The 21,169-nt window shown below is 63.3% G+C and carries 24 protein-coding genes; 18 read left to right on the forward strand and 6 right to left on the reverse strand.

What is annotated here, in order from left to right; translation table 11 throughout:
- Nucleotides 1-195: 195 nt before the first annotated feature.
- From BGP17_RS10220 to BGP17_RS10245, 6 genes are all read right to left on the reverse strand, one after another.
- Nucleotides 196-1,941 carry an asparagine synthase-related protein gene (locus BGP17_RS10220; RefSeq protein WP_083277012.1) on the reverse strand — a complete coding sequence of 582 codons (1,746 nt, stop codon included), beginning with the start codon at nucleotides 1,939-1,941 and terminating at the stop codon, nucleotides 196-198.
- Entirely contained in the window at nucleotides 1,929-2,609 is a 681-nt protein-coding gene (locus BGP17_RS10225) for a lasso peptide biosynthesis B2 protein (protein ID WP_070157101.1), read from the reverse strand. Before BGP17_RS10225 ends, BGP17_RS10220 begins: the two co-directional genes overlap by 13 nt.
- 68 nt (nucleotides 2,610-2,677) lie before the next feature.
- On the reverse strand, nucleotides 2,678-2,818 hold the full coding sequence (locus BGP17_RS10230) for a hypothetical protein (protein ID WP_171905893.1): 141 nt from the start codon (nucleotides 2,816-2,818) through the stop codon (nucleotides 2,678-2,680).
- Nucleotides 2,819-3,004: 186 nt separating this feature from the next.
- On the reverse strand, nucleotides 3,005-3,610 hold the full coding sequence (locus BGP17_RS10235) for a GntR family transcriptional regulator (RefSeq protein WP_190287314.1): 606 nt from the start codon (nucleotides 3,608-3,610) through the stop codon (nucleotides 3,005-3,007).
- Between the two features lie 8 nt (nucleotides 3,611-3,618).
- A complete protein-coding gene (locus BGP17_RS10240; protein WP_070157099.1) occupies nucleotides 3,619-4,038 on the reverse strand; it encodes a helix-turn-helix domain-containing protein in 420 nt (139 codons plus the stop codon).
- 111 nt (nucleotides 4,039-4,149) lie between these two features.
- The gene (locus BGP17_RS10245) at nucleotides 4,150-4,689 is read right to left on the reverse strand and encodes a hypothetical protein (RefSeq protein WP_070157098.1); all 540 of its coding nucleotides are present in this window, start codon (nucleotides 4,687-4,689) and stop codon (nucleotides 4,150-4,152) included.
- 536 nt (nucleotides 4,690-5,225) lie between these two features.
- Here BGP17_RS10245 and BGP17_RS10250 point away from each other — a divergent pair.
- From BGP17_RS10250 to BGP17_RS10335, 18 genes are all read left to right on the forward strand, one after another.
- Nucleotides 5,226-5,990 (forward strand): DsbC family protein, encoded by a 765-nt coding sequence (locus tag BGP17_RS10250; RefSeq protein ID WP_070157097.1) that lies wholly within the window; start codon nucleotides 5,226-5,228, stop codon nucleotides 5,988-5,990.
- Between the two features lie 177 nt (nucleotides 5,991-6,167).
- Nucleotides 6,168-6,485, forward strand: a complete 318-nt coding sequence (locus BGP17_RS10255) for a hypothetical protein (protein ID WP_070157096.1) — start codon at nucleotides 6,168-6,170, stop codon at nucleotides 6,483-6,485.
- Nucleotides 6,486-6,593: 108 nt separating this feature from the next.
- Nucleotides 6,594-6,860, forward strand: a complete 267-nt coding sequence (locus BGP17_RS10260; protein ID WP_070157095.1) for a type IV conjugative transfer system protein TraL — start codon at nucleotides 6,594-6,596, stop codon at nucleotides 6,858-6,860.
- A 5-nt stretch (nucleotides 6,861-6,865) separates the two neighbouring features.
- A complete protein-coding gene (locus BGP17_RS10265; protein WP_070157094.1) occupies nucleotides 6,866-7,501 on the forward strand; it encodes a TraE/TraK family type IV conjugative transfer system protein in 636 nt (211 codons plus the stop codon).
- Between the two features lie 46 nt (nucleotides 7,502-7,547).
- On the forward strand, nucleotides 7,548-8,279 hold the full coding sequence (locus BGP17_RS10270; RefSeq protein WP_199857378.1) for a type-F conjugative transfer system secretin TraK: 732 nt from the start codon (nucleotides 7,548-7,550) through the stop codon (nucleotides 8,277-8,279).
- Entirely contained in the window at nucleotides 8,276-9,580 is a 1,305-nt protein-coding gene (locus BGP17_RS10275; protein ID WP_070157092.1) for a TraB/VirB10 family protein, read from the forward strand. The genes BGP17_RS10270 and BGP17_RS10275 overlap by 4 nt, the downstream gene beginning before the upstream one ends.
- Before the next feature lie 35 nt (nucleotides 9,581-9,615).
- The gene (locus BGP17_RS10280; RefSeq protein ID WP_070157091.1) at nucleotides 9,616-10,278 is read left to right on the forward strand and encodes a TraV family lipoprotein; all 663 of its coding nucleotides are present in this window, start codon (nucleotides 9,616-9,618) and stop codon (nucleotides 10,276-10,278) included.
- The gene (locus tag BGP17_RS10285; RefSeq protein ID WP_070157090.1) at nucleotides 10,275-12,773 is read left to right on the forward strand and encodes a TraC family protein; all 2,499 of its coding nucleotides are present in this window, start codon (nucleotides 10,275-10,277) and stop codon (nucleotides 12,771-12,773) included. Before BGP17_RS10280 ends, BGP17_RS10285 begins: the two co-directional genes overlap by 4 nt.
- 5 nt (nucleotides 12,774-12,778) lie before the next feature.
- Nucleotides 12,779-13,105, forward strand: a complete 327-nt coding sequence (locus BGP17_RS10290; RefSeq protein ID WP_070157089.1) for a hypothetical protein — start codon at nucleotides 12,779-12,781, stop codon at nucleotides 13,103-13,105.
- Nucleotides 13,102-13,335 carry a hypothetical protein gene (locus tag BGP17_RS10295; protein WP_124810436.1) on the forward strand — a complete coding sequence of 78 codons (234 nt, stop codon included), beginning with the start codon at nucleotides 13,102-13,104 and terminating at the stop codon, nucleotides 13,333-13,335. The genes BGP17_RS10290 and BGP17_RS10295 overlap by 4 nt, the downstream gene beginning before the upstream one ends.
- A complete protein-coding gene (locus BGP17_RS10300; RefSeq protein ID WP_070157087.1) occupies nucleotides 13,325-14,011 on the forward strand; it encodes a conjugal transfer protein TraW in 687 nt (228 codons plus the stop codon). The genes BGP17_RS10295 and BGP17_RS10300 overlap by 11 nt, the downstream gene beginning before the upstream one ends.
- Complete coding sequence (locus tag BGP17_RS10305) at nucleotides 14,008-15,024, forward strand: TraU family protein (protein ID WP_070157086.1); 1,017 nt, start codon at nucleotides 14,008-14,010, stop codon at nucleotides 15,022-15,024. The genes BGP17_RS10300 and BGP17_RS10305 overlap by 4 nt, the downstream gene beginning before the upstream one ends.
- A 251-nt stretch (nucleotides 15,025-15,275) precedes the next feature.
- The gene (locus BGP17_RS10310) at nucleotides 15,276-17,132 is read left to right on the forward strand and encodes a hypothetical protein (protein WP_070157085.1); all 1,857 of its coding nucleotides are present in this window, start codon (nucleotides 15,276-15,278) and stop codon (nucleotides 17,130-17,132) included.
- On the forward strand, nucleotides 17,129-18,253 hold the full coding sequence (gene traN / locus BGP17_RS10315; protein WP_070157084.1) for a conjugal transfer protein TraN: 1,125 nt from the start codon (nucleotides 17,129-17,131) through the stop codon (nucleotides 18,251-18,253). The genes BGP17_RS10310 and traN overlap by 4 nt, the downstream gene beginning before the upstream one ends.
- Nucleotides 18,225-19,106, forward strand: coding sequence for a type-F conjugative transfer system pilin assembly protein TrbC (locus BGP17_RS10320; protein ID WP_124810437.1), 882 nt, complete (start codon nucleotides 18,225-18,227; stop codon nucleotides 19,104-19,106). Before traN ends, BGP17_RS10320 begins: the two co-directional genes overlap by 29 nt.
- 112 nt (nucleotides 19,107-19,218) lie before the next feature.
- Nucleotides 19,219-19,683 (forward strand): S26 family signal peptidase, encoded by a 465-nt coding sequence (locus BGP17_RS10325; protein WP_353681870.1) that lies wholly within the window; start codon nucleotides 19,219-19,221, stop codon nucleotides 19,681-19,683.
- A gap of 50 nt (nucleotides 19,684-19,733) precedes the next feature.
- Nucleotides 19,734-20,573: a conjugal transfer protein TraF gene (locus BGP17_RS10330; RefSeq protein ID WP_070156742.1), complete on the forward strand. Its 840-nt coding sequence runs from the start codon at nucleotides 19,734-19,736 to the stop codon at nucleotides 20,571-20,573.
- Nucleotides 20,573-21,148, forward strand: coding sequence for a hypothetical protein (locus BGP17_RS10335; RefSeq protein WP_070156730.1), 576 nt, complete (start codon nucleotides 20,573-20,575; stop codon nucleotides 21,146-21,148). Before BGP17_RS10330 ends, BGP17_RS10335 begins: the two co-directional genes overlap by 1 nt.
- Nucleotides 21,149-21,169: the final 21 nt, after the last annotated feature.

The raw sequence follows: 21,169 nt of genomic DNA on the forward strand, positions 1-21,169 counted from the left end.
ACCGCCAAGCGAACAGCCTAGACCACCGGGATGAGGGGTCCCTTTTCGACGCCGATCACCCCGCTACCGGGGTCCTTTTTCCACGCCGATCCACATTCTTGAACCTGCGCTTCGGTTCGACAGCGCGAGACGGCAGCTGGAATGGCTTCGCAGATGGATTCCTGCATCACCATCTGACTCTGATGAAAAGGGTTGCTATGGGCTCCAGTGAGACACCCAGGCTTCGGTATCGATCAAGGACAACAGGCGCGCCTGATCCGCTCCCATGGTCGGTTGATCATTGGAGAGAGCCGAGACGATTTCATCGCAGTCGATGATCTTCTGGCGCGCTAGATGGCCGCTGGTCAGCCGCTCAAGAATCTCGGCTCGATGCAAGGTTATGATCTGGTTCGCGAACCCATCAGGACCGCCCTTAGATCGCCTCTCAAATATCCGATTGGGCAGGATGCGGCTGAAAGCGCGTCGAGCCAAAGCCCTATCTCTTCCTCCTTCAACCCAAGCCCAGGACGGCACGGCAAGGCACGTCTCAAGAACTGGCTGACTCATAAGCGGGTTGATCATCGCTGGATGCCGACGGTCATATCCCTCCAGACCCGATTGTATTCTCAAAATGGCGGCTATGTGCGCTGCCTTTCCCGGCAGGCGCGCGCGACCATCCGATAGCCAGGGATGCTTCACCGGTTTTGTGGCGAGGCGAGCCACCAGATCGGCATGCAAGAAGCGAGAATCAGGTCGCCATTGGTATCCTTTTCCTCGCTCGTGGATCGATCTGATCGTTGCTGCAGCAGCTTCGACAGGCGTGCAGCCCGTCAGTCGGCAGACGTCGCGCCCCGTCCGAAGGGCACCGATACCTATACCGCCAACGAGAAGTCTATCAGCGACGGGATTTGCGGATTGAGTATAGTAGAATATATTGTCGCCACCGTTTCCACTGAAAAACGCTTCAATGCGTCGCTCGCGAGCGACACGGTGTATCGCGCGATCATACGCCAAGGCGTGGCTTCGGCCAATCGGACGGGCAAGGTGGGCAACGCACGACGTGGCGAGATCTATGTCCGCCAGATCATACTGTATTTCGAGAATTTCTAGCCCAATCTCACGCCCAAGATACCTCGTAAAGAGCCTTTCATCGCCATCTGGATCGTCGGTAACGAGGGTAACACCCACAACTTCCGTTCGTCGAGCTGGGATACTGGCCGCGACGATGGATGAATCTAGTCCCCCAGAAACACCGATCAGGATTGAGGGATATTTCGAAGACCATGACGAAACCACGTTCTGGATAGTTCGTTGAAGGATTTCTGCCTGGTCGGAGATATCGGATACGAATCCCAACGGTGTATAATCCCAGGGAGACCACAACTCTTTAACGCTCATCGAAGCATCGCAAATGTTGCATGCAGTGCCAGGCAGCAGCTCAGCTAACCCCTTAAGTGGCGTCACGGGGCCTGGTAGCCCCCGCGTGTATAGATGGATCGCTAAGTCTTCCCACGATACTGCGGGTTTCCAAAGTCCAGTGGCGGCTATGATCTCGGGATCGGAGCCTATCACGCAGGAACCAGCAGCGCCCGAATGGTAGGCCGGCAGCCCGCCAGATGGATCGCGCATAACGTTGAAATCAGTTCCATCACTTAAGAGAGAACAGTAGGATCCCCAATAGTTCTCAAGGAGGGCGCGCTCGCCTCTAGCAGAGATCAGCTTCTGCTGATCCATTTTCATTTCGCCTATGGGTTCTGGTGGACCGTGGCGGTCGAAGAGTGTCCCGAGAATTACGCCACGATCTCCACCGAGGCGAATGCCGTAGCCGGGCGACACGAAAGCCCGGACTCCACATGCATCGAAGCATAATTCGAGCCGGAAGCGTTCCGCAGCTTTCTCGACCCGCCTCCGGTCGGGAATAGCCCGATCAATCAGAAATCGCGGAGCGCTCACAGCGCGCATATCGGGGTGTATATCCGCGTGATGTCGATTGAATCGCCAACAACGACCGAACCTTGCTGCACCCAACAGTGGGCGGTGAACGGGTTGATCCGCACACCGATCACTAGGGAGGGATTGTGGCCCGCACGCAAGCACCGTCTGATGATCGCAATCGCCCGCGGTAGGCAACGATCATGGCGGCCAAACACAAAATCGCTGACCTCGAAGGCCGCTGACACGGCAAGGTTCGAGGTCGGAATACACGCTGAACGTCGGTGGGCGAACCGCAAGCGCTCTTGCGCTATCAGGCGTCGAACGTCAGCGATGGCTCGGCGTGCCGCGATCCGCTTTGAGCGCAGCCGTTCGAAGAGGGCTGCAGCAATTTCGATTGCTGGTGCATCATGGATGGAAAGCCGACCAAGATCGCCATTCGGCTCGACGACAGAAGCGGGTGTCGTCAGTCCGCCTTTCCTTGCATTTTCGCCTTGAATTATCTCCAGGGATATCAGGTCGGCGATCAAGGCATCTTCGGAGATCTCGCAGCGCTTTCCGTTCGCTAAGATCAGGCGTTGAAATGCTCGATCGACATCCTCAGGAATGCAAAAATACCGGCTCGTATCCTCATCAAGAAAGATGGTCCGACCATCAACCGTGCAAAAGTGCAATCCAGGCTTGATGTGAAGGTCCATCGCTAACTTTCCATACAGAAGGGAACGTCCGCAGCGATCGAGCCAACGGACGTTCCGAGGCATCCTGGTCAGTCGGCGGAGAGACCGCCGAAGATCGGACGAAGCCCGTTCTGGTTGTCGTTGACCGACATGGCGCCGCCCTTGGTCTGCTGCATGACCCCGCCGAGATCGAGGCGCTTCACGTCACGCTTGTCGTTCTTCCGTTGCATGGTTCATTCCTCTTCAATTGCCGCACTGATTTGTGGCCAAAGGAGGATAAATTGATCTCTGAGCGATCTCCCGAAATATACCCCGACAAGATGGCTGGAAATCCACACGATTCCCTTTCCAAAGCACGACAAATTGTCCAAGATGCTGATTACACGAAGATTTTAGACAGGCTGACGGTCTTCCGCTCATCTGAAAGCGGACTTCTGCCGGTCAATTCTCCGCATATGATAAGCCTCAAGCCTGCGCCGCATGCTCTTTTGGAGATCCGTCACCGAAATATTTGTCAAAATTCTGACCTCTTTCGCGGCGTCGCGGAGATCTTGAATTTCGCCGATTCGGACATAATGGAGCCGTTCATTCAGGTTGCTGACAGACAAGACCGCAAACTCATTGCCCGTCGCCGATGCAAGGGAAAGAAATAGCGAACCCACCGCGTGCGAGATTGCTACGGGCGTCCGTTGCAGATTCTGCGGGGTCGCCTCTTCAATTGCTCGTTTCAACGCTGATAGTCTGACTTCGTGAACCAGACCCATGAGAAGGCTCATGTTCCACGCATATAGGTGGGCCAACCTTTCACCACTATACATAGGTAATCGAAGACCACCGTCGGGGTGCGGCTCTATCAATCCCTCGCCCATCAACCGACAGAGGGCTTCCCGCGCAGGCGTTTTGCTTGCGCGATATCGGTCTGCAATCTCTTGCACATCGAGCCGGCGCCCTGGGGAAAATACGCCCGCAGCGTAATCTTCTTTCAATGATCTGTAGAGCATTTCCTGAAGCGGCGGATCCATCGCTGACATCATAATCCAGCACCCGCAGGAATTGCCGCCACCTGCCAGGCCGGGGTGAGGGCGCGCGTGAGATGATCAAGGTTCCGCTGCGCGATCATCTCGATACACATCCGCTCAAGATCGCTGAGGTCGCCCATCGCGAGCTGTCGCGGAAAGCACATCCGTTGGCCCGCAAAAAGCAGCGGTATCAGGATATGACCCGTCGATAGTCCGAGCCTGTAGGCGCAGAGCAGATGGTCGTCGAGCCGCGAGCGGGGATTGCCGGCCTCGATCTCGCGAAGCCAGCGTACACCCATGCCAAGTTCTCTCGCCAGATCGCGTTGCGTCAGGCGAAGTCTCTTCCGTGCCTCTTCAATTTGCCGCCCGGACTGCACTTTGACGTACAGGATTGGACATTCGGCAACGGAAGTCGCTAAATCATGCGACATGTCCGCGTCTCCTTACGGGAGATACCGCCCGCCAAGGCAATTCGTTAAATTGAAAGCTAAGGTGTACTTACCACCACCGTCAAGACACAACCTCGGCCACTTTGTCGCTATTTATCCGGCAAGATCATCAACCTCCCGACTTGCCGGTGTTCGCGCTCCAGACTGCAATGCGCGATCGAAGGCGTTTATCAGGTCTGATTTACCTGCCTTGGGGATCTGCATCAGCGCCAGGAGATAAATTGTACCGAGATTGGGTTGGCGACCCTCGGGCGATGTCTTCTGTACCCGTTCGGTAATGCTTGTGGCGATATCCCAGAGCCGATTGGACGCTCCGACATGGTGCTCTTCGGCGCCACCTAGACAATCAAGCTCCTGGAGCTGCATTTGGTCGACGATTTCGGTGGTTGACAAGGTGCTGAGATGTTCGACCGCAACATGAAGGGTCGTTCCCCACGCAATCAGGGACCGGGTAACGCGAATCAGGTGGCAATGCGAGTCGATAAGAACGTCGAGCCCTGCCGGCGAAAGCCGGAGTTTGAAACTGCGTCTAGCTCGAGCCATCACTCCTTCTCCTGCCTTAGCTGTTGCATTGTCCCGCGCCGGCGAGCCGAACGGGAGCATTTTCACGACGAATGGAAGCAGAAACGGCATTATAGTGCCGCTTCTTTCCAAATTTGATCTTTTCAACGCATCGCGAGATCAACTCCTCACTTTCGTCGTTCCGATGCTTTGTTTCACCGCTTCGGCACTTCAGTGCCCTCCCTATTGCAGCGGCGATACCTGATCGTCATGCCCTGGGACGCACCGGATCGGTGGCCACTGCGGACTCAAGTCCCGGCCATCCACCCGGCCTAACCAAACCCCGAACCCGAGCGCCTCGCGGCGCCACGAGGAGACATGTGCCATGGACTTCCCATGCCCATTACCGGCGCTTGCGGCAGCCCTGCTGCTCTGCGCAAGCGCTGTACCGGCCAGCGCTCAAACCTATCGGCCCGATGCGGAGGCTTACCCTTGCACTCGCGGCCCCCAGCTCGCCGTCGTTCAAAGCGACCTTGGCTTTTCCATCCGCGAAAAGACCGCACGCTCTTTGCCGCCTGTCGCCCCTGCCGCAATCAAGATCGGCAGCGCGCTAACGCTCGACAGCCGACTTTTCGCGTGCACCTCCCTCGTTCGTCCGGAGCCCAACCATGTTCCGCAGCGCTAAGCTGATCTCGGCTGCCCTGCTCTGTGCAACGGCACCCGCCTACGCTCAGGATAGCGGTGCCGAGCCCCTCACGGCCGCGGCCGCAGAAGCTCAGCGTCAATTGCGCCAGACCTTCACCAACCTGACCTTCGAGGACTTTGGTTCGGCGCCTGTCAAAGGCCCAATATATCAGGCCGTTGCGGGTGGACGAGTCATCTATTTCGCGCCGGAGAGCCAGCATCTCCTCTTCGCAGCGATCTACGACAAGAATGGCGTCAATCTGACAGCGTTGGCGCAGGACACCAGCGCCAGGAAGCGCGTCGGCGCCATCAATCCTGCCGATGCGCTGGTCGTGGGCCCCGCAGGCGCCCCTAAGGTGATTGAGTTCACCGATCCCGACTGTCCCTATTGCCAGGCGCTCGAGCGCTTCTGGCTGGCGAAGGAGGCCGAAGGCAAGCCGGTCCAGCGCCTCGTCTATTTCGTGAGCGGCATCCACCCGCAAGCGGCGGCCAAGGCCGAGCACATCCTGTGCTCGCCTGACCCCCAGGCGACCTTCAAGGCGGTCTATGCCGGCGCGCAGCCCGCATCGCTGCTCAAATGCCGGGCAGGTGCCGAGAAGGTTTCACGCGACGCGGACACGGTCCGCAAGATGGGCGTGTCGGGCACGCCGACGCTTTTCGTCGATGGGAAGCTCGTGTCGGGGTTCCAGCAAGCAGAGCTCGAGGCCTTTCTCGACGCCGAGAGCCCCAAACCCAAGCCCAGCCCCTGACGGCGACAGTTGACGATTTTGGCGGACCTCGCGTGCGCGTTCAACGCGCCGCCGGGACCGAGATGCCGGCGGGAGCGCGCCTCCAGGGGCCGTCCAGCACTGCCGCCGGCCGGACACGACCACCGATCGGTACCGGCAAGCATGTCCTGGACGGCCCCACGCACAAGGAGACTGCATATGTTGACTATGCTTCGGGGAAGGACGTTCCGCACGATCGACGCGGCGGTCCTTTTCCTCCTGGCCGCGATCGCTGGTACGAGCGTCGCTTACGCGTTCCAGGCCCCTGCCGCAGGCGACCTCGGTTACGACATCTACGACATCGTCGTGAACCAGGGTGTAAAGGGTCCGCTCGGCTTCGTGGGCGGCGTTGCCGCCTTCCTGTTCGGTGTCTCGCGGCTCTTCTCGAACATCATGATCGGCATCCCGACGATCGTGGCGGCGGTCTGCCTCATCAAGGCGGATTCGATCCTCCAGACCTTCGGCATGTTGATCTGAGACCAGGACCGGGCGCGCCGGGCGGGCCGGCCGCCCTCACGAGACGGAAGGCGATGGTCGCCTTCCGGAACCCACGCCCAGCGGCGTGGTGAAGCAAGGGAGAAGGGCGTGGACGAACGTCTGCCACAGTTCCTGCATCGGCCGCTCCAGATCCTCTGGTTCGACAGTCAGGAGTTCATCGTCGTGATGTCCACGATCTTCGTCGCGGTCATCGTCGGCGGGATCATCGGCTGGGCTCTCATCGGCGCCCTTCTCCTCTTCATCCCCTGGAAGCGGACCAAGCCGCGCGGGTTCATCCCGCACCTGGCCTGGCGCTGGGGCCTCGCCCGCTTCCGCAACTATCCGGGTCCGACCCAGACCCGCTTTTTCGAGTAAGCGAGATGGCTTTTCCCTTCAGGCGCAAGCCCCAGGCCGATATGATCGGCGATACGCGGCCGAGCTGGCACCTGCACCGCTACCTGCAGGGATCGGCCAACCTCTTCGAGGAAAATCGACTTCTCAAGGTCGCGATCGCCGGCCTCTTCGGCATCACCGCGGTCCTGGGCACGGTCATCTACACCTCGAACCAGAACACACGAACGGTGATCGTCCCGTTCGGCGCGGACGGCGACCTCTATGTGACGGGCAACAAGCCCTCCGAGGCCTATCTCCGGGCGATCACCTTCAACATCGTCGGCCTTGCCGGCACCTATTCCGCCTATTCGGCTGACCGGCAGTTCCACGAGCTGCTGCGGATCGCGCATCCCAGCGCCTATAATGGCCTGCGCGACAGCCTGAACCGGCTGCTCGATGAGCTCGGCAACAATCCGACGCTCTCGATCGCAACCTATATCCGGGGCGACCAGCCCGTCACCTGGACGGGCAGCGAGATCCTTGTCCCCGTCGAGAAAGTCCGCGTGATCGGCGGCGTGATCCGCAAGTTCCGGGGCAATCTGCGCATTCGCTACGCGCTCGAGAATGGCCGTTTCTGGCTGACCGCCCTGCAGGAGGAGAATTTCAATGCCGATATCCGGTAATCGGGCGAGGCGTGTCCGCCTTGCCGGGGCACCCGCCTTTTTGATCTTGGCCGCGACAATCCCTGCCGCTTCGCCCGCCCTCGCCCAGTCGATCGCGGCTTTGCCCGACCAGACAAGCCGCATCCGGCTGTCCAACCGTGACGTCAATCATATCGTCTGCGTGGGCGGCGAAATCGAGGACGTCAAATTTTCGGCCGAAAAGGGCCTCGCCGTCGAGCGCGGCGGTTCGGACGCCTGGGTCAAGTTCCTCGTGCTCGAGACCGACGATATGGGGGCCAAGACGCGCACCTATGTGACGACCCCTTCCGAATTCTTCGTCTCGTGCAACGGCGCGATCTACCCGCTCTATGCCGAACCGGCCGATATTCCGGCACAAACGGTGACGCTGGTTCCCGGCGGCGCGCAGCGCGCCCGCGCCAATGACGCGCTCCTGGGACCGCTGGTCGAAGAGGAACGGGCGGTCGGGATTGCGCTGGCGATCCTGCAGGACCGGGTACCGGCCTCCTTCTCCGAAGTGGCGCCCTCGCGCGACCGGCTGATCCTCGCTGATCTTCCGACCGCCTCGCTGTCGGAACGACGCCGCCTCGAGGTTGAGGGTGCGGGCCTGTCGGTCAGCGAATATCTCGTCCGCGCTGTTGCTACCACCACGCTCGATGAGCGCGACTTTCTCGATACCGCGCTCGGAGCCGACATCTTCGCCATCACGATCGATCGCCTCACGCTGGGTCCAGGTGAGACTGCGCGGCTGATCGTCGTTCGCAGGAGCGTTCAGCCATGACGACGCCAGAGGACACTCCGCAGACGTCTCCGGCCGCGACGCCCCGTGCCGGTGGCGACGAAAGCCTCAACGATACGTCGCCCCGCCCCGCGTTGCTCGATCTGAGGGCGCAGTGGTCGAAACTTACCTCGGATCAGAAGCTGCGCACCAAGCAGTTGGGCGTGGTCTCGACGATCGCGCTGCTCGGCCTCGGCCTCTACACCGCCAGCTCTAGCGGAAAGAAGGAAGCGCCCAAGGCGCCCCAGGCCAGCAATCTTGATATGGGCGCAGGGCTTCGCGGCGATAGCCTCGAGGTGAAACTGCGCGGCGACCTCCAGAAGATCCTCGACGGACAGAGCTTGCTCGGCGACCGGGTCACCGCGATCGAGGAGGGCAAGGTCGTTCCCGGTGGCAGCGCTGGCGCTCACACGCCAGCAGCAGGCGATGGCGGTGATCTCCCGCCCGCGATCCCCGGCGAGGCGCCCGCCTATCCGCCCGTACCTCGCGAGGCAAAGGGCGCGGCGGACGAAATTCCAGCACCGCCGACCCCGCCTGCCGCGCCCCCGGCACCGCCTGCTCCGCCTACCGAGCGCCAGATCGGCGCGATCGGCGCGGCGACCGCCGCGCAAGGAGCGGAGGGAGGCGCGAGCGGCGGGGCTGCATCAAAAAAAGGGAAGCGGACGATCTATTTGCCACCTGGTTTCATGAAGGCGCGGCTGCTGACCGGCATCGACGCGCTGGCGAGCCGGGACGCGACCAGTAACCCCGAGCCGATCATCGCCCGGGTCCAGGCGCCCGCCGTGCTTCCGAACGAGGTGAAGGCCAATCTCGCCGGCTGCTTCGTCATCGGCAATGCGACCGGCAGCCTCGCCAAGGAGCGGGTCGAGATCCAGCTGGTTTCGATCTCCTGCGTGGACTTTGAGAGTCATGCAGTCGTCGATCAGGCGATCAAGGGTTTCTTCGTCGATGCCGACGGCAAGAAGGGCCTGTCCGGCAAGGTCGTGACCCGTGCCGGCGCGACGCTCGCCCGCTCGTTCATCGCCGGCACGATCGCCGGCATCTCACAGAGCGTCGAAGGATCGTTCGGCAGCCTGTCGACGTCAGCGCTGGGCAGCGTGCGGAGCCTCGATGCCGGCGACGCCGTGAAGACCGGCATTGCCGGAGGGCTGTCCAAATCGTCGGACAAGCTCACCGACTTCTATCTCGATCTGGCCCGCCAGGCCGGCCCCGTCGTCGAAGTCGGCGCGGCGAAGGACGTCGTGGTCGTCATCCAGGAGGGCCTCGCCCTCGAGATCAAGCCATCGGTCGGGAGCAAATTCTGATGCTCCCCGCGCCCCAGTCCATAGGAGTCTCCGCCATGCATCTGCTGGCCCATCAGTCTCTTCATCGCTCGCTGCTCTCGCTCAGCCTGCTGGTTGCCCTAGGCGGCTGCGCCACGGTCGGCTCGATGATGTCGCCCTATTCGGAGAAGTTCGACTGCAAGAACAGCGATCACGGTCAGTGCATCCATCCTGACCGCGCCTATGCCGACGCTGTGGCCGGCGTCGCGTCGAAGTCCGACCCCAAAGTCACCAACGACCGCGCCATGCTGCGCGGCCAGGATGCGGACCGAGCGGGCATGCGGTCACAGGCCGAGGCTGCCGGCACTGCCTATGGCAGCTACCGCGACAGCGTCTATCGCGAACTCAAGGGTCTGATCGAGGCGCCCGTCACGCCGATGCTGAAGCCGGCGCGCACGGTGCGCACGCTGATCCTGCCCTATGCAGATCGCCAGCGCCCCGACCGTCTCTATATGCCGCGCTATGTCTATTCGGTGACCGACAAGCCTGTCTGGGTGGTAGGCGGCGCCCTCATCGCCTCGCCCGACCGCGCATCCCAGGCGCCGATCCTCGGCCAGGTCCGCGATACCAACGCGCCGGACGGCGAGCCTGCACCGGCTCAGGAGTCCGTCATCGCTCCTTCTGCCCCGGCGCCTGTCTCCCAAACGAACGCCCCGCCCGCACCGGAGCCGAAGCCATGAGCGCGCTTAGCTATAAGCGGTTGCGCAGTGCCGTCCGGCGCGACAGCTTTTCAGATCATCTCCCGCTCGTCGCATGGGATGAGGATACGGAAGCATTCCTGTGCATCGACGACACCTGGGGTCATGCCTGGGAGCTGGTGCCGACCGCCTATATGTTCGCCCATGTCCAGGGCGCGCTGCAGGGCTTGCTCAATATCCATTTCCCCGACGGCACGGTCCTGCAGCTGCACACCTTCGCGGACCCGCTGATCGACGGCGCGCTGGATGCGTTTCTTGACCTCAAGATCCGCGACGATCCGCTCATTCAGGCATCCGCGCGCCATACCCGCGCCTATCTGAGCGAGGGACGTCATGGCCTCAAAGCGCTGCACGGCATCCCGGTCCGCAACTTCCGGACATTGCTGTCGATCAAGACAAGGCGCCCGCTCGGCGAGGATCTGCGCCGACAGGTCGAGGAGCAATTGTCGAAACTCGGCATCCGCAGATTGCCGCCCGAGGACATGGTCGCCTTCTATCGTCGAGTCTTCAACGGCGTCGCGAACCCGGCGCCAGGCGTGTTTGCCGATGGCACCACCGTCGGCGCGCCGCCGATCGCGAAACAGATCATCGATGCGGGACCCGATCTCGTGTTCGAGGGCGCGGAGGTGTTCCTCGGCAATCAGGTCGCGCGCTGCCTGACCCCCAAGGCGCCGGCGCGGCGGATCACCGCCGAACGGGCCAACCGCTTCATGGGCGGGATGCGCGGGGCGTCCGAGGACAGTGACCAGATCGGCGGACCGTTTCTCTACACGCTCAACATCCTGTTCGATCATTCGCAGTTCGAGATTCATAAGCGCGCGCAAATTCTGTCGGCGCAGAAGGCAGCCGGAAGCTTCGCGGTCGAGGTCGGCAAGCAGATCGAGGAGATCGGCTGGATCCTTGACGAGGCGGGCAACAGCAAGTTCGTCCGCGTCATTCCCACGATTTGGGTGTTCGGCAGGGACCGCGCCCATGCCCGCGATCTCGCCGCGCGCGCCAAGCGGCTGTGGGAGGGCGAACCCTTGCCCTTCTCGATGCAGGAGGAGAGCTATCTCAACCCGACGCTACTGGTGATGAGCCTGCCTTTCGGGCTTTACCCTGACCGAACGACGCTACGCCTGCTCGAGCGTGACTTTCGTATGCCGGTCAAGGCTGCGGTGCTGATGGCGCCGATCCAGACGGATTTCCGCGGCGGCGGGCGACCGGCCCTGCTCTACACAGGGCGCAAGGGCCAGCTCGTCACGCTCGACCTCTTCGATCCGCGCATCAACAATTATAACTTCATCGTCTCGGCCGAGAGTGGGGCCGGCAAGAGCTTCCTGCTCAACAATCTGTGCCAGCAATATTTCGCCTGCGGCGCGCTGATCCGCATCATCGATATCGGCGGCAGCTACCGCAAGCTCTGTACCCTCTGTTCGGGCCGGTACATCGACATTGGCGAAGAGCATCTCGTCCTCAACCCCTTCGATATGGGATTGGCGCTCGACGGCGACGACAAGCAGTCGGCCATCACCATGGCTGTGGCGATCGTCGCCGAGATGGCGAATGCGGCCACCCGCAAGGGCGTCACGACATCGGAATGGAATCTGCTGAAGTCGGCCGTCCAGTGGACGATCGACACGGGTCGCGCCGACCATGGCATCGACGCGGTGCGCGAGTGGCTCGGTACTTATCCCTCGCAAGTGGAGACCGCGCTCGACAGCGTCGATCACCTCGTCCCCGTCGCGCGTGAGCTCGCCTTCAACTTGCGCGATTTCGGGTCGGGCGGCGCCTATGGCCATTATTTCAACGGCCCCTCGACGCTCGACATCCGCAACGATGAATTCGTCGTGCTGGAACTCGAGCGCCTGAAGTCGATGCCCGACTTGTTCAACGTCATCGTCATGGTGGTGGTGAACGCGGTCACGCAGGAACTCTATCTCTCCGCCCGCGACCGTCCGCGATTTGTGCTGTGCGACGAGGCCGCGCAATTCATGACGCGCACCGACGGGCAGGATCTCTCGCGCCTCGCCGAGGCGTTCGGCCAGGGCTATCGCCGCGCGCGCAAATATCGGGGCTCGTTCGGTATCGTGCTCCAGTCGATGAACGACCTCACGCTGTTTGGCGGAACGGGCCAGGTCATCCTCGAAAATGCCGCGACCCGCTTCCTGTTGCAGGGCTCGACCTACGACCGGGCCGTCGACAACAAGATCCTCGATTATTCGGGCTTCGTCCTCGACCTTTTAAAGTCGGTTCGCAACTCGAAGCCCAATTATTCCGAGGTGTTCATCGACTCGCCGCTCGGGCTCGGCATCGCCCGGCTCGTGGTCGATCCCTTCTCCTACTGGATCAACACGAGCGCGCCCGACGAAGTGGCGGCGTTCGAGGCGTTGATGCGCCAGGGGCTGTCGCCACTCGAGGCGGTCTGCCGCCTGGCCGGCGTCGATCCATCCGAAATCCTGGGCGCGCCGACCGTGCCCGGCCTGGTGGAGGGCTGACCGTCATGGCCCGCTATACCCCGCACCCCGACCAGCTGCCGCTCAACTGGTCCGACAATGAGGCCATCGAGCTGATCGTCGAGCAGCGGCTCGCCGAGCGGTTCGAGGCGGAGTCCTTTCAGTGGCGCTTCCGGCTCGTGATGATCGAGACCGTGATGATGGGCCTGCTGGTGCTGGTGGCCGGGCTCCTTCTCAAGCAACCGACCATGATGGTGCTTCGCGCCTCGCTGCTCGTCGCGGCGTCCTGCATGGCGACGGGCCTGCTGTTGCTCAGTCTGTCGGCCGGCACCGCTAAGCTGATGAGCCGCCTTCGCCGGAGACGCGGCAAATGAATGGGCTTACCTCTTCCACGCCCTCGCAGGCGGCGATCCGTCTAACGGTCAGCGGCTTCCTGCTGATGCAGATCCAGAGCGCGCTGCTGCTGATGTCGCCATCGCTCGACCGTGAGTCCGGCATGCTGATCTGGATCCTCACGCCAATTGCCGTCTCAGCCTTCGTCGCCGCCCTGATCGGCATCCCCGAGCCGCCTGAAGGACATTGGAGACAGCGTCATGGCCGATAACCTGCTCCGCCGGCTTCGCCCTGGCCCGATCCTTGTTGCCTTTCTCGCCTGCAACGCCCTGGCCGCAGCCAGTGCGCTGGCGCTCACCGGGCCGGTGGCGGGCGGCACACGCAGCACCATCGGGCGCACCTGGCCAATCGCGGAGCCGGATGCGCTTGCCGAGATCGAGGGCAAGGTCGCGACGCTGCCGGGCGATATGAGCACAGCCTTTGGCCCGCGTGACAAGTGGACCGCGCTTAAGGCTGCTCCGCTGGGAGTAGCGGGCGCCGATCGGGTGCGCAGCGTCGTGCCCTTCTACACTCTCGAATTCGATATCACGCTGCCGGACGGGAAGACGCTCTACCCCAAGGGCTTTACCTTCAATCCGCTGACCTATGTGACGCTGCCACAGCGCCTCGTCGTCGTGCACCCCCGCGACCTGGGCTGGGCGCTGCGCAATGCCCGGGCCAGCGATTTCATCCTGCTCTCGGCGCTTGGGTCACAGAATGGCGACGCGATCGACCTCTCTGAAAAGACCGGGCGTCCGATCTACATCCTGGAGGAACGGGTCAAGCAGAGGTTCGGACTGACGGTGGCGCCGGTCATCGTCGAGCAGTCGGGCACGCGGCTCATGCTCACCGAATATGGTCCGAAGAGCCGGGTGACCGTGGTCGCGGCGAAAGGAGCGACGCGATGATTGGGCGCCTCCCCATCTTCGTCACTGGCCTCCTCATCGGGCTTGCGATGACGCTGGCCTGGCCGAGCCCGGCGCGCGCCTCCAAATGCGAGGCGGGCACCGTCTTCAACCCCATCACCAAGGTGCGCTGGACCTGCATCTTTCCGATCACGGTCGGAGGCATTCGGGTCGGAAGCTTCGACAAGCTCGACAAGGCGCTCGACGCGCAGTCCGCGTCCAAGCCGCTCTGTGCCTGCCGCAAGGGCATCCAGTTCTGGTTCGGCGTCAAGGTCTCCTACTGGTCGCCGAACCGGATGGTCGATGTCGTGACCGAACCCGGCTGCATGATGGCTCTGGGCGCCGATCTCCTGCCGACCGGCGGCAAGCTCCAGGGCAGCCAGTCGTCGATCTCGGACGGCACCAACACCCGCAAGATGTTCGCGCAAATGCATTATTACATCTCGCCGGTCTGGGCGATGCTTGACATGTTCACAGACCTGCCCTGCCTCGAGAATGACGGCTTCGACGTGGCCATGATGACCGAGGTGCTGCCCACCTGGCAGTCGGGGACGCTGGGCGCGATCATCCAGCCCGAGGGCATCCTGTTCGGCAATCCCGCCGCCGGGCTTGCCTGCATGGGCGACAGCGCGGCGGCGGCGGCCGGGAAGGTCATCGACCCGCTGTTTTGGTGCATGGGGAGCTGGGGCGCGACCTATCCGATCGCCGGCGACATCCATTTCGACGACAGCGTCGAGGCATGGGCGGGGCTTGCCGCGCGCGGTGTGTTCATGATGGGCCGTCTCGGCGCGCTCACGATCAGTTCGGCCGATGGCTGCTCGTTCGTGCCGCAGCCAGTGTGGACCAAGAGCCGCTACAAGCTCCAGATCATGGAGCCCGTGAAGGGCGGCAAGTGCGTCAATATCGGCCGTCCGGGATCGCTCTGGTCCTCGGCCAAGCATGCGCCTGGCAAGGACAATGCCCAGTTCATGCTCTTCGAAAAGGTGATCTGCTGCGCCGGGATACCGGTGCCATGAGCCGATCATTTTCCCCCGTTCCCGCACGCGCCAGCCATCCATTCCGGAGGTCTGTTCGCCAAGGCCCCTACGGCCGAGGGCTGCCGTGCGGGACAGGAGCGGCGCCGCCAAGCCCCCCTGGCGGCGTCGCTCCACCCCCGGCCAGCGCGGCCGCAATGTCCCGTCGGCAGAAAAGGCGTATCCTCTCCGCCTGCTCCGTCGTCGCGGTCGCGCTGGCCATTCCCTTCGCCACATCCGCCTCGGCACAAACGATGGAAGACCGTGCGCGCACCGCAGCGCAAGCGTCGCGTACAAAGACCAGCGACAGCGAGGCGCTCCAGCAGAATTATGTGACGCCGGGGCTTGCGGGTCAGTCGATCTCCACGGTCGACAACAGCCGCACCTTCGCGCCCAACATCGCCTGCCAGAAAACCGCGACGATGCTGGAGGTGCTGGTCCAACCCTCGGGGACCGGCGACCTGGGCTCGGTCACGATCGCGCGCGACACCGATCTCGACGGTACGGTCGACAGCACGTCAAAGCTTCCCGTCCCCGTGTCGGGCATCTGCGCCAATGGTGTGGTCTCCTGCCAGCCGGGCAGCTGGAACGGGTGCAGCTTCTTCCGCTGGGACGTGGACGCAGCCAACGCGCTCAAGCTGACGGCGGTCGATATGCCCAAGCTCGCCGGCTGCTACTGCATCAACAATAGCTGCGGCGCCAATCTTGCCTGGGGCAATATGCCCTCGGTCCTGCGCGATCTGGGCGGCGGGATGATCGGCGCACTCACGACCGCTGACCCACGCTATGGCGTCGCCGAAGCCGTGATCGATGGTCCGGCGATCCGATATGTGGGCGCGCAATCGACCGCATGCTCGTCCAACCCCGCTTTGCCCCAGACCGCCTACCGGTCCAATCCCGCGACCATCGCCTCCGACGCTTATGCCGCCTCGACCGGCAATAGCGTGTTCCAGGCGCTCAAGGGTTCGGCGATCGGCACCGGCACATCCCTGCAATATCGGCATTGCACGATCGAGCGGCGGGCGACCGTGCTCAAGCCCGGCGCGGAGGACATTATCAGCCGGACCGCCGGCGGCTATTCGACGATCCAGAACGGATCGTCCTTCGATTTCCTGATGGGGTCCCCGGCGGACAACAGTCTGGCTGGCGGGAGCTGCACGCTCATCGATTTCCGGATGACACTGCATGTGAGCGAGCCGGACCGGATCGTCGATGCACGCCTCACACAGTTCTTCGCCGATGACTGGGCGCAGGTACGCATCGACGGGCAGCTTGTCGGTTCGGGCCCTTCCGCCTGGACCACCCTTGGCCTCCCGCCCTCCAAATGCGAGCTCAAGAAGACCTTCTATGCCTATCCCAATCTCGACCTGAAGCCCTGGCTCACCGCCGGCGATCACGAGATCTGGTTGCGCGTCGCGGTCGCGGAAGGCGGCGAGGGTTTCGCGCAGGTCCATGTCGATGTCGACAATAGCTGCAAGACGCTGGAGCAGCTGGTCGACGGATGCGGGACGATCGCCGCCGATCCGCAATGCAAACTCGACAGCGAATTGGTCGATGGCGTCCAGACCTGGATCAACGGCGTCGCGACGGGCCTGAAGCCCCTGCCCCAGACCCGTATCCTGGGCGGCCCCGCCTGCCCGACCGATCTCACCCGCGACTTCTTTCTGAAAGACCGCACCTATCGCTGTTCGGTCGATGACATCGCCAAACCCGATACGAGCCGCGGCACCTATATCATCGACCATTCGACCGAGACGATGCTCGCCGACCGCGCCCGGCAGAGCGATGGCAGTTTCGCGACCTCGACCCGCGCCTTCAGCCTGCCAGACAGGGGTTCCGTTCCGGCCTGCGAGGCCGTCTGCAAGACGCGCGCGCCCAAAGCAAACAACGCGGCTGCGCCGGATGGAGTCGTCGGCGCCAAACAGAATGTGCCAACCGGCTACGACACCTTCTTCCACGCCTGCACGTCCGACAATCAGTGCCCCGCAGGTCCGGGTGAGGAAGTGGTCTCCGCCTGTGGATGCCTTGACGACTTTCCCGAGGCGGTCGTGATGATGCAGACCGTCCGCCTCGCCGGCGCCGACCTCGTCTGCACGGGGAGCGTGCAATGATCGGCCTGCCCAGCAAGAGAAGCCGGCCCCTCGATCCGCGCGGAGCTGCGCTCGCGATAGCGCTTTGCCTGGGCGCGAGCATCGCCTTCCCGAGCGCCGCCAGTGCGCAGCAGATCTGCGCCGCCGATCTCAACAATAATGGCGATGCTGCCGACGAAGGCGAGCAGGCTAGCTGCCTCGCCACGACAAGCGGCGCGTGGCTCTGCCCGATCCAGCAGGTCGACTGCGTGGCCGACGCCGCCGGACAATATAGCTGCCCGGCCGGACCGCAATTTGCCTGCATGGTGAAAAGCACAGGCGGCCCGCCGGCTTGCTCGCCCAATCAGTGCGCGGACCTCGCGACCAACCCGATCGTCAACGAACCGCCGATGGACGATCCGGGCAGCCAGCCCAATGGGGGCATCGATGCCGACGGCAATTGTATGGGCCAGATCGAGATTTTCTCCGGGCGTGGCGTGCGCTGCCGCCCGGCCGGGCTTTCGACCACCTTTTCCAATTGCTGCAAGGACAAGGGCAAGATCGTCAAGGACGGCATGGGCTCGTCGATTGGTTCGATCGGCACCAAGATCGCCGTCGCCAAAGGCGTGTTCACGGGCATGAAGGCGGCCTATGTCGCCTTCAAGGCGGGCGCGACCGCGAGCCAGGCGGCCAGCGCCGGTGCGAACGCGCTGATCGTTGGGCTCGACCCAACCTCGCTCGCGGTCAGCCTCGCGATCAATTTCATGATCGAGTTCCTTTTCTCCGGCTGTGATCAGCAGGATATGGAAACCGCCATGCTGCGGTCGTCGGGCATGTGTCACGAAATCGGTAGCTACTGTACGTCCAGCTTCCTGGGGATCTGCCTCCAGAAGGCGCGCGGCCATTGCTGCTTCAACACAAAGCTCGGCCGCATCATCCAGGAACAGGGCCGTCCCCAGCTTAAGGCCTTCAACGGCAATCTTTGGGGCACGGCCAAGAAGCCGATGTGCCGTGGGTTCACGCCTGAGGAGTTCCAGGCGCTAGATTTCAGCAAGATCGATCTCTCCGAATATTATGCGGACATCGAGGCCCGCGCCCAATCCGACATCCAGATAGACATGGGGGAGCGCGTCAATGCGTATCTCAAAGCCATCAATCCGTAACGCCGCTCTCCTCGTGGCTGCAGGCGCCGCAACCGCCGCGCTGGCACAGGATGCCACGCCCGTTGCCCCTCGCGGCGATGCCAGGGGATCCACCGCCGAGCAGGGCCAAAAAGCCATGGATCGGCTCGAGGGCATCGTCACGCGAGAGAAGGAGGCTGCGGGACACACGCCTGACCCGAGGCTGCCGCCGACTGACGATCCGGCTGTCCGTCGGCGCGCATTCGAAGGCCTGCGAGGCCGGACGCCTATGCCGGAGATGGAAGCACGCGCTCGCGCCGCCCAGGCGCGCGGCGAGGCGAGCCTTGCCGCCGAGCGAGAGCGACAGGCCAAAGCGCTCCGTCAGGCGCTGGGGCTCGAGCCCGCCGAGGAACAGGCGCTCGCCAAGGCCGCGCCGGCCGTTGCCGCCAGGGGCTGGGTGCCGGTCCTGTTCGTGTCTTCCTCCATGCCGATCTCGACACTGCGCAACTACGCCGCTCAGTTGGCGAAGGTTCACGGCGTCATGGCGTTCCGCGGCGTACCCGGGGGGCTCCGGAAAATGGGCCCGATGGCGAAGCTGACCGCGCAGATCCTCAGGCTCGATCCCGGCTGCGAAGGTCCGAACTGCGTGATGCGCGATGTGCAGCTGATCATCGATCCGATCGTGTTTCGCCAACATGGCATCGCCCAGGTCCCCGCACTCGCGATGATCCCGGGCGATCCGACCCAGGCCTATTGCGAGCGCGACGACGACAGTCCCCGCGCCAGCCATGTCGTGTTCGGCGACAGCGCTCTTTCCGGAATGCTCGAAGAATATGCCCGCCTCGGCGGAAAAGAGGAGGTCAGCCATGCTCAGGCTCTTCTGGTTGCTCGCTAGGTGGACGGCCGGCTTATGGCCACGCCTGCGGCGTCTTCCCCGCAAGGCCGCGGTCGCGCTCGGCGCTCCCGGCCCGGATCAGCCTGCGCGCCCCGACCGCCTATGGCGCGCGATGCTGGTCGTGTTGCCGCTCGCCCTCTGCGCAGCGCTGGTGATGCCGCAAGTGACCCTGGTCATGACCCCGTCGATCGAGGCCTTTGCCGTGCGCAAGAGCCCGGGGCCGATCCTGCGCGGCGACTATGTGATGTTCACCCTGCATCACCCGATCGCCGGGCCGAAGCCAGTCTCCGTTACCAAGCATGCGCTGTGCCTCCCCGGTGATCGGCTCACCATGTTCGAAACGCCCTCACCGCTGACCCAAAACGGCTGGGACGGCCATTATTATTGCAACGGCCAGTTGCTCGGCGTCAGCCTGCCCCAAGCCCATAACGGGCTGAAGCTTGACCATATGAAGTGGAGCGGCCTCATCCCCGCCGGGATGGCCTATGTCGGCTCGACGCACCCGCGCGGGTTCGACAGCCGCTATTTCGGGCTGCTGCCGATCGCAAACCTTACCAGGATGGAGCGCATCCTGTGAGCGCGCGGCGGCTGATCGTCGCGGCAGCGACATCTATCGTTCTTGCCTCGATGCCGGCGAACGCCCAGACAGAAGGGCAGGCTCAAGGACAGCGCCAAGGCTATTGGTGGTATGAAGCGCCCCGGCCAAAGCCTGAGGAAAGAGCCGAGCCGGACGGATTGGTCAAACCCGTCATACCACCGATGGCGGAACTGGCTACCTGGACCCCGCCGAAGATCCGCAAGCTCATCGAAGAGCAGCGCGATTATGCCGCGACCGTGCTGACGGTCGATGCCGTCGCCGATTTTTGGCGGCTTCAGGACTTCGCGCGGCGCAAGGCGCGCGCGTTCGCCGGCGTGACGCAGATCGCAATGCTGCAACATCCCGAGCTCAACTCGAAGTCCGCAAACCCCATGGTCGGCGATGCCCGCTCGGAGCTTGGCGCGCAGAAGGACGCCATCCGTCGGTCCTACCTGCGCGCCCATGCGGGCGAGTTCGCGCTCGTCATGTTCTCGCGTTCGACCTGCGGCTATTGCCGCGTCCAGTGGCCGATCATCCAGCGTTTCCAGGAAGAGATGGGCTGGCAGGTCACGCTCATGGATGTCGACAAGCGGCCGGATGTCAGCCAGCGGTTCGGGGTAGAGATCACGCCCACGACGATGATCATTCGCCGTGGAAGCCAGCAGCGCATGGTCATTGCGTCCGGCGTGGAGGCTTATCCCAATCTCGCGCAGATGGCGTATCAGGCGGTGCGCCTGCTGCGCGGCGATATCCGGCCCGAACAGTTCATGACGGGTCCGGGCGAGGATGCCGGCTTCTTCGACGCGCTCGGCAACGGCCCGGTCTCCGCCACCGACCCCCGCGCACTCGGCGGCGATCTTGTCGACGCCTCGACCGGACAGAAGCCGTGATGCGCGCGCTCATCCTCCTCGGCATCCCAGGCCTGGTGATCGGCATGGGGTCTGCGTCCGCACAGACCGTGACGCCCGATGACGCGATGCGGGCCGCGATCCATCCGGTTGGCGATGCAAAGACGATGCAGGCATGGCTGTCACGAGTGCCCGTAACGCGCGACTTCCCGGACGATTTCACCGCGACGCTGCGCGGCCACGGGGCCGCGTTCGTGATCGAGATGACCACGGCGCCCGGATGCGTGCCCTGCGGCGATCTCTGGAGCAAGCTGACGGCCCTCGGCACGCGCTATGGCTGGCAGGTTCGCACGATTGGCGCCCAGGAGGCGATGATCCGGTCGGGGCGCCTTGGTCTCCCCTGGGTCGGACATCCGGTCGCCTGGGTGCGGCCGATCGCGGACGACATCCGCGTCGTGCCGGTGGCGATTGGCACCGACCACGCGCCCAACCTCGCGCGCAATCTCTATCTTGCCGCAAAGATGCTGACGGGCGTGAGACCCGCGGTCGGCGTCCGCGCCATGTCCAAATTCACCGGCATCGTGGGGCTGCCGGCGACCCGCAACGGAAGGCACTGAGCAATGGCGGCCTCAGTCCTT

Origin of the sequence: Sphingomonas sp. 67-41, assembly GCF_001899725.1 — a bacterium.
Taxonomy (GTDB): domain Bacteria; phylum Pseudomonadota; class Alphaproteobacteria; order Sphingomonadales; family Sphingomonadaceae; genus Sphingomonas; species Sphingomonas leidyi.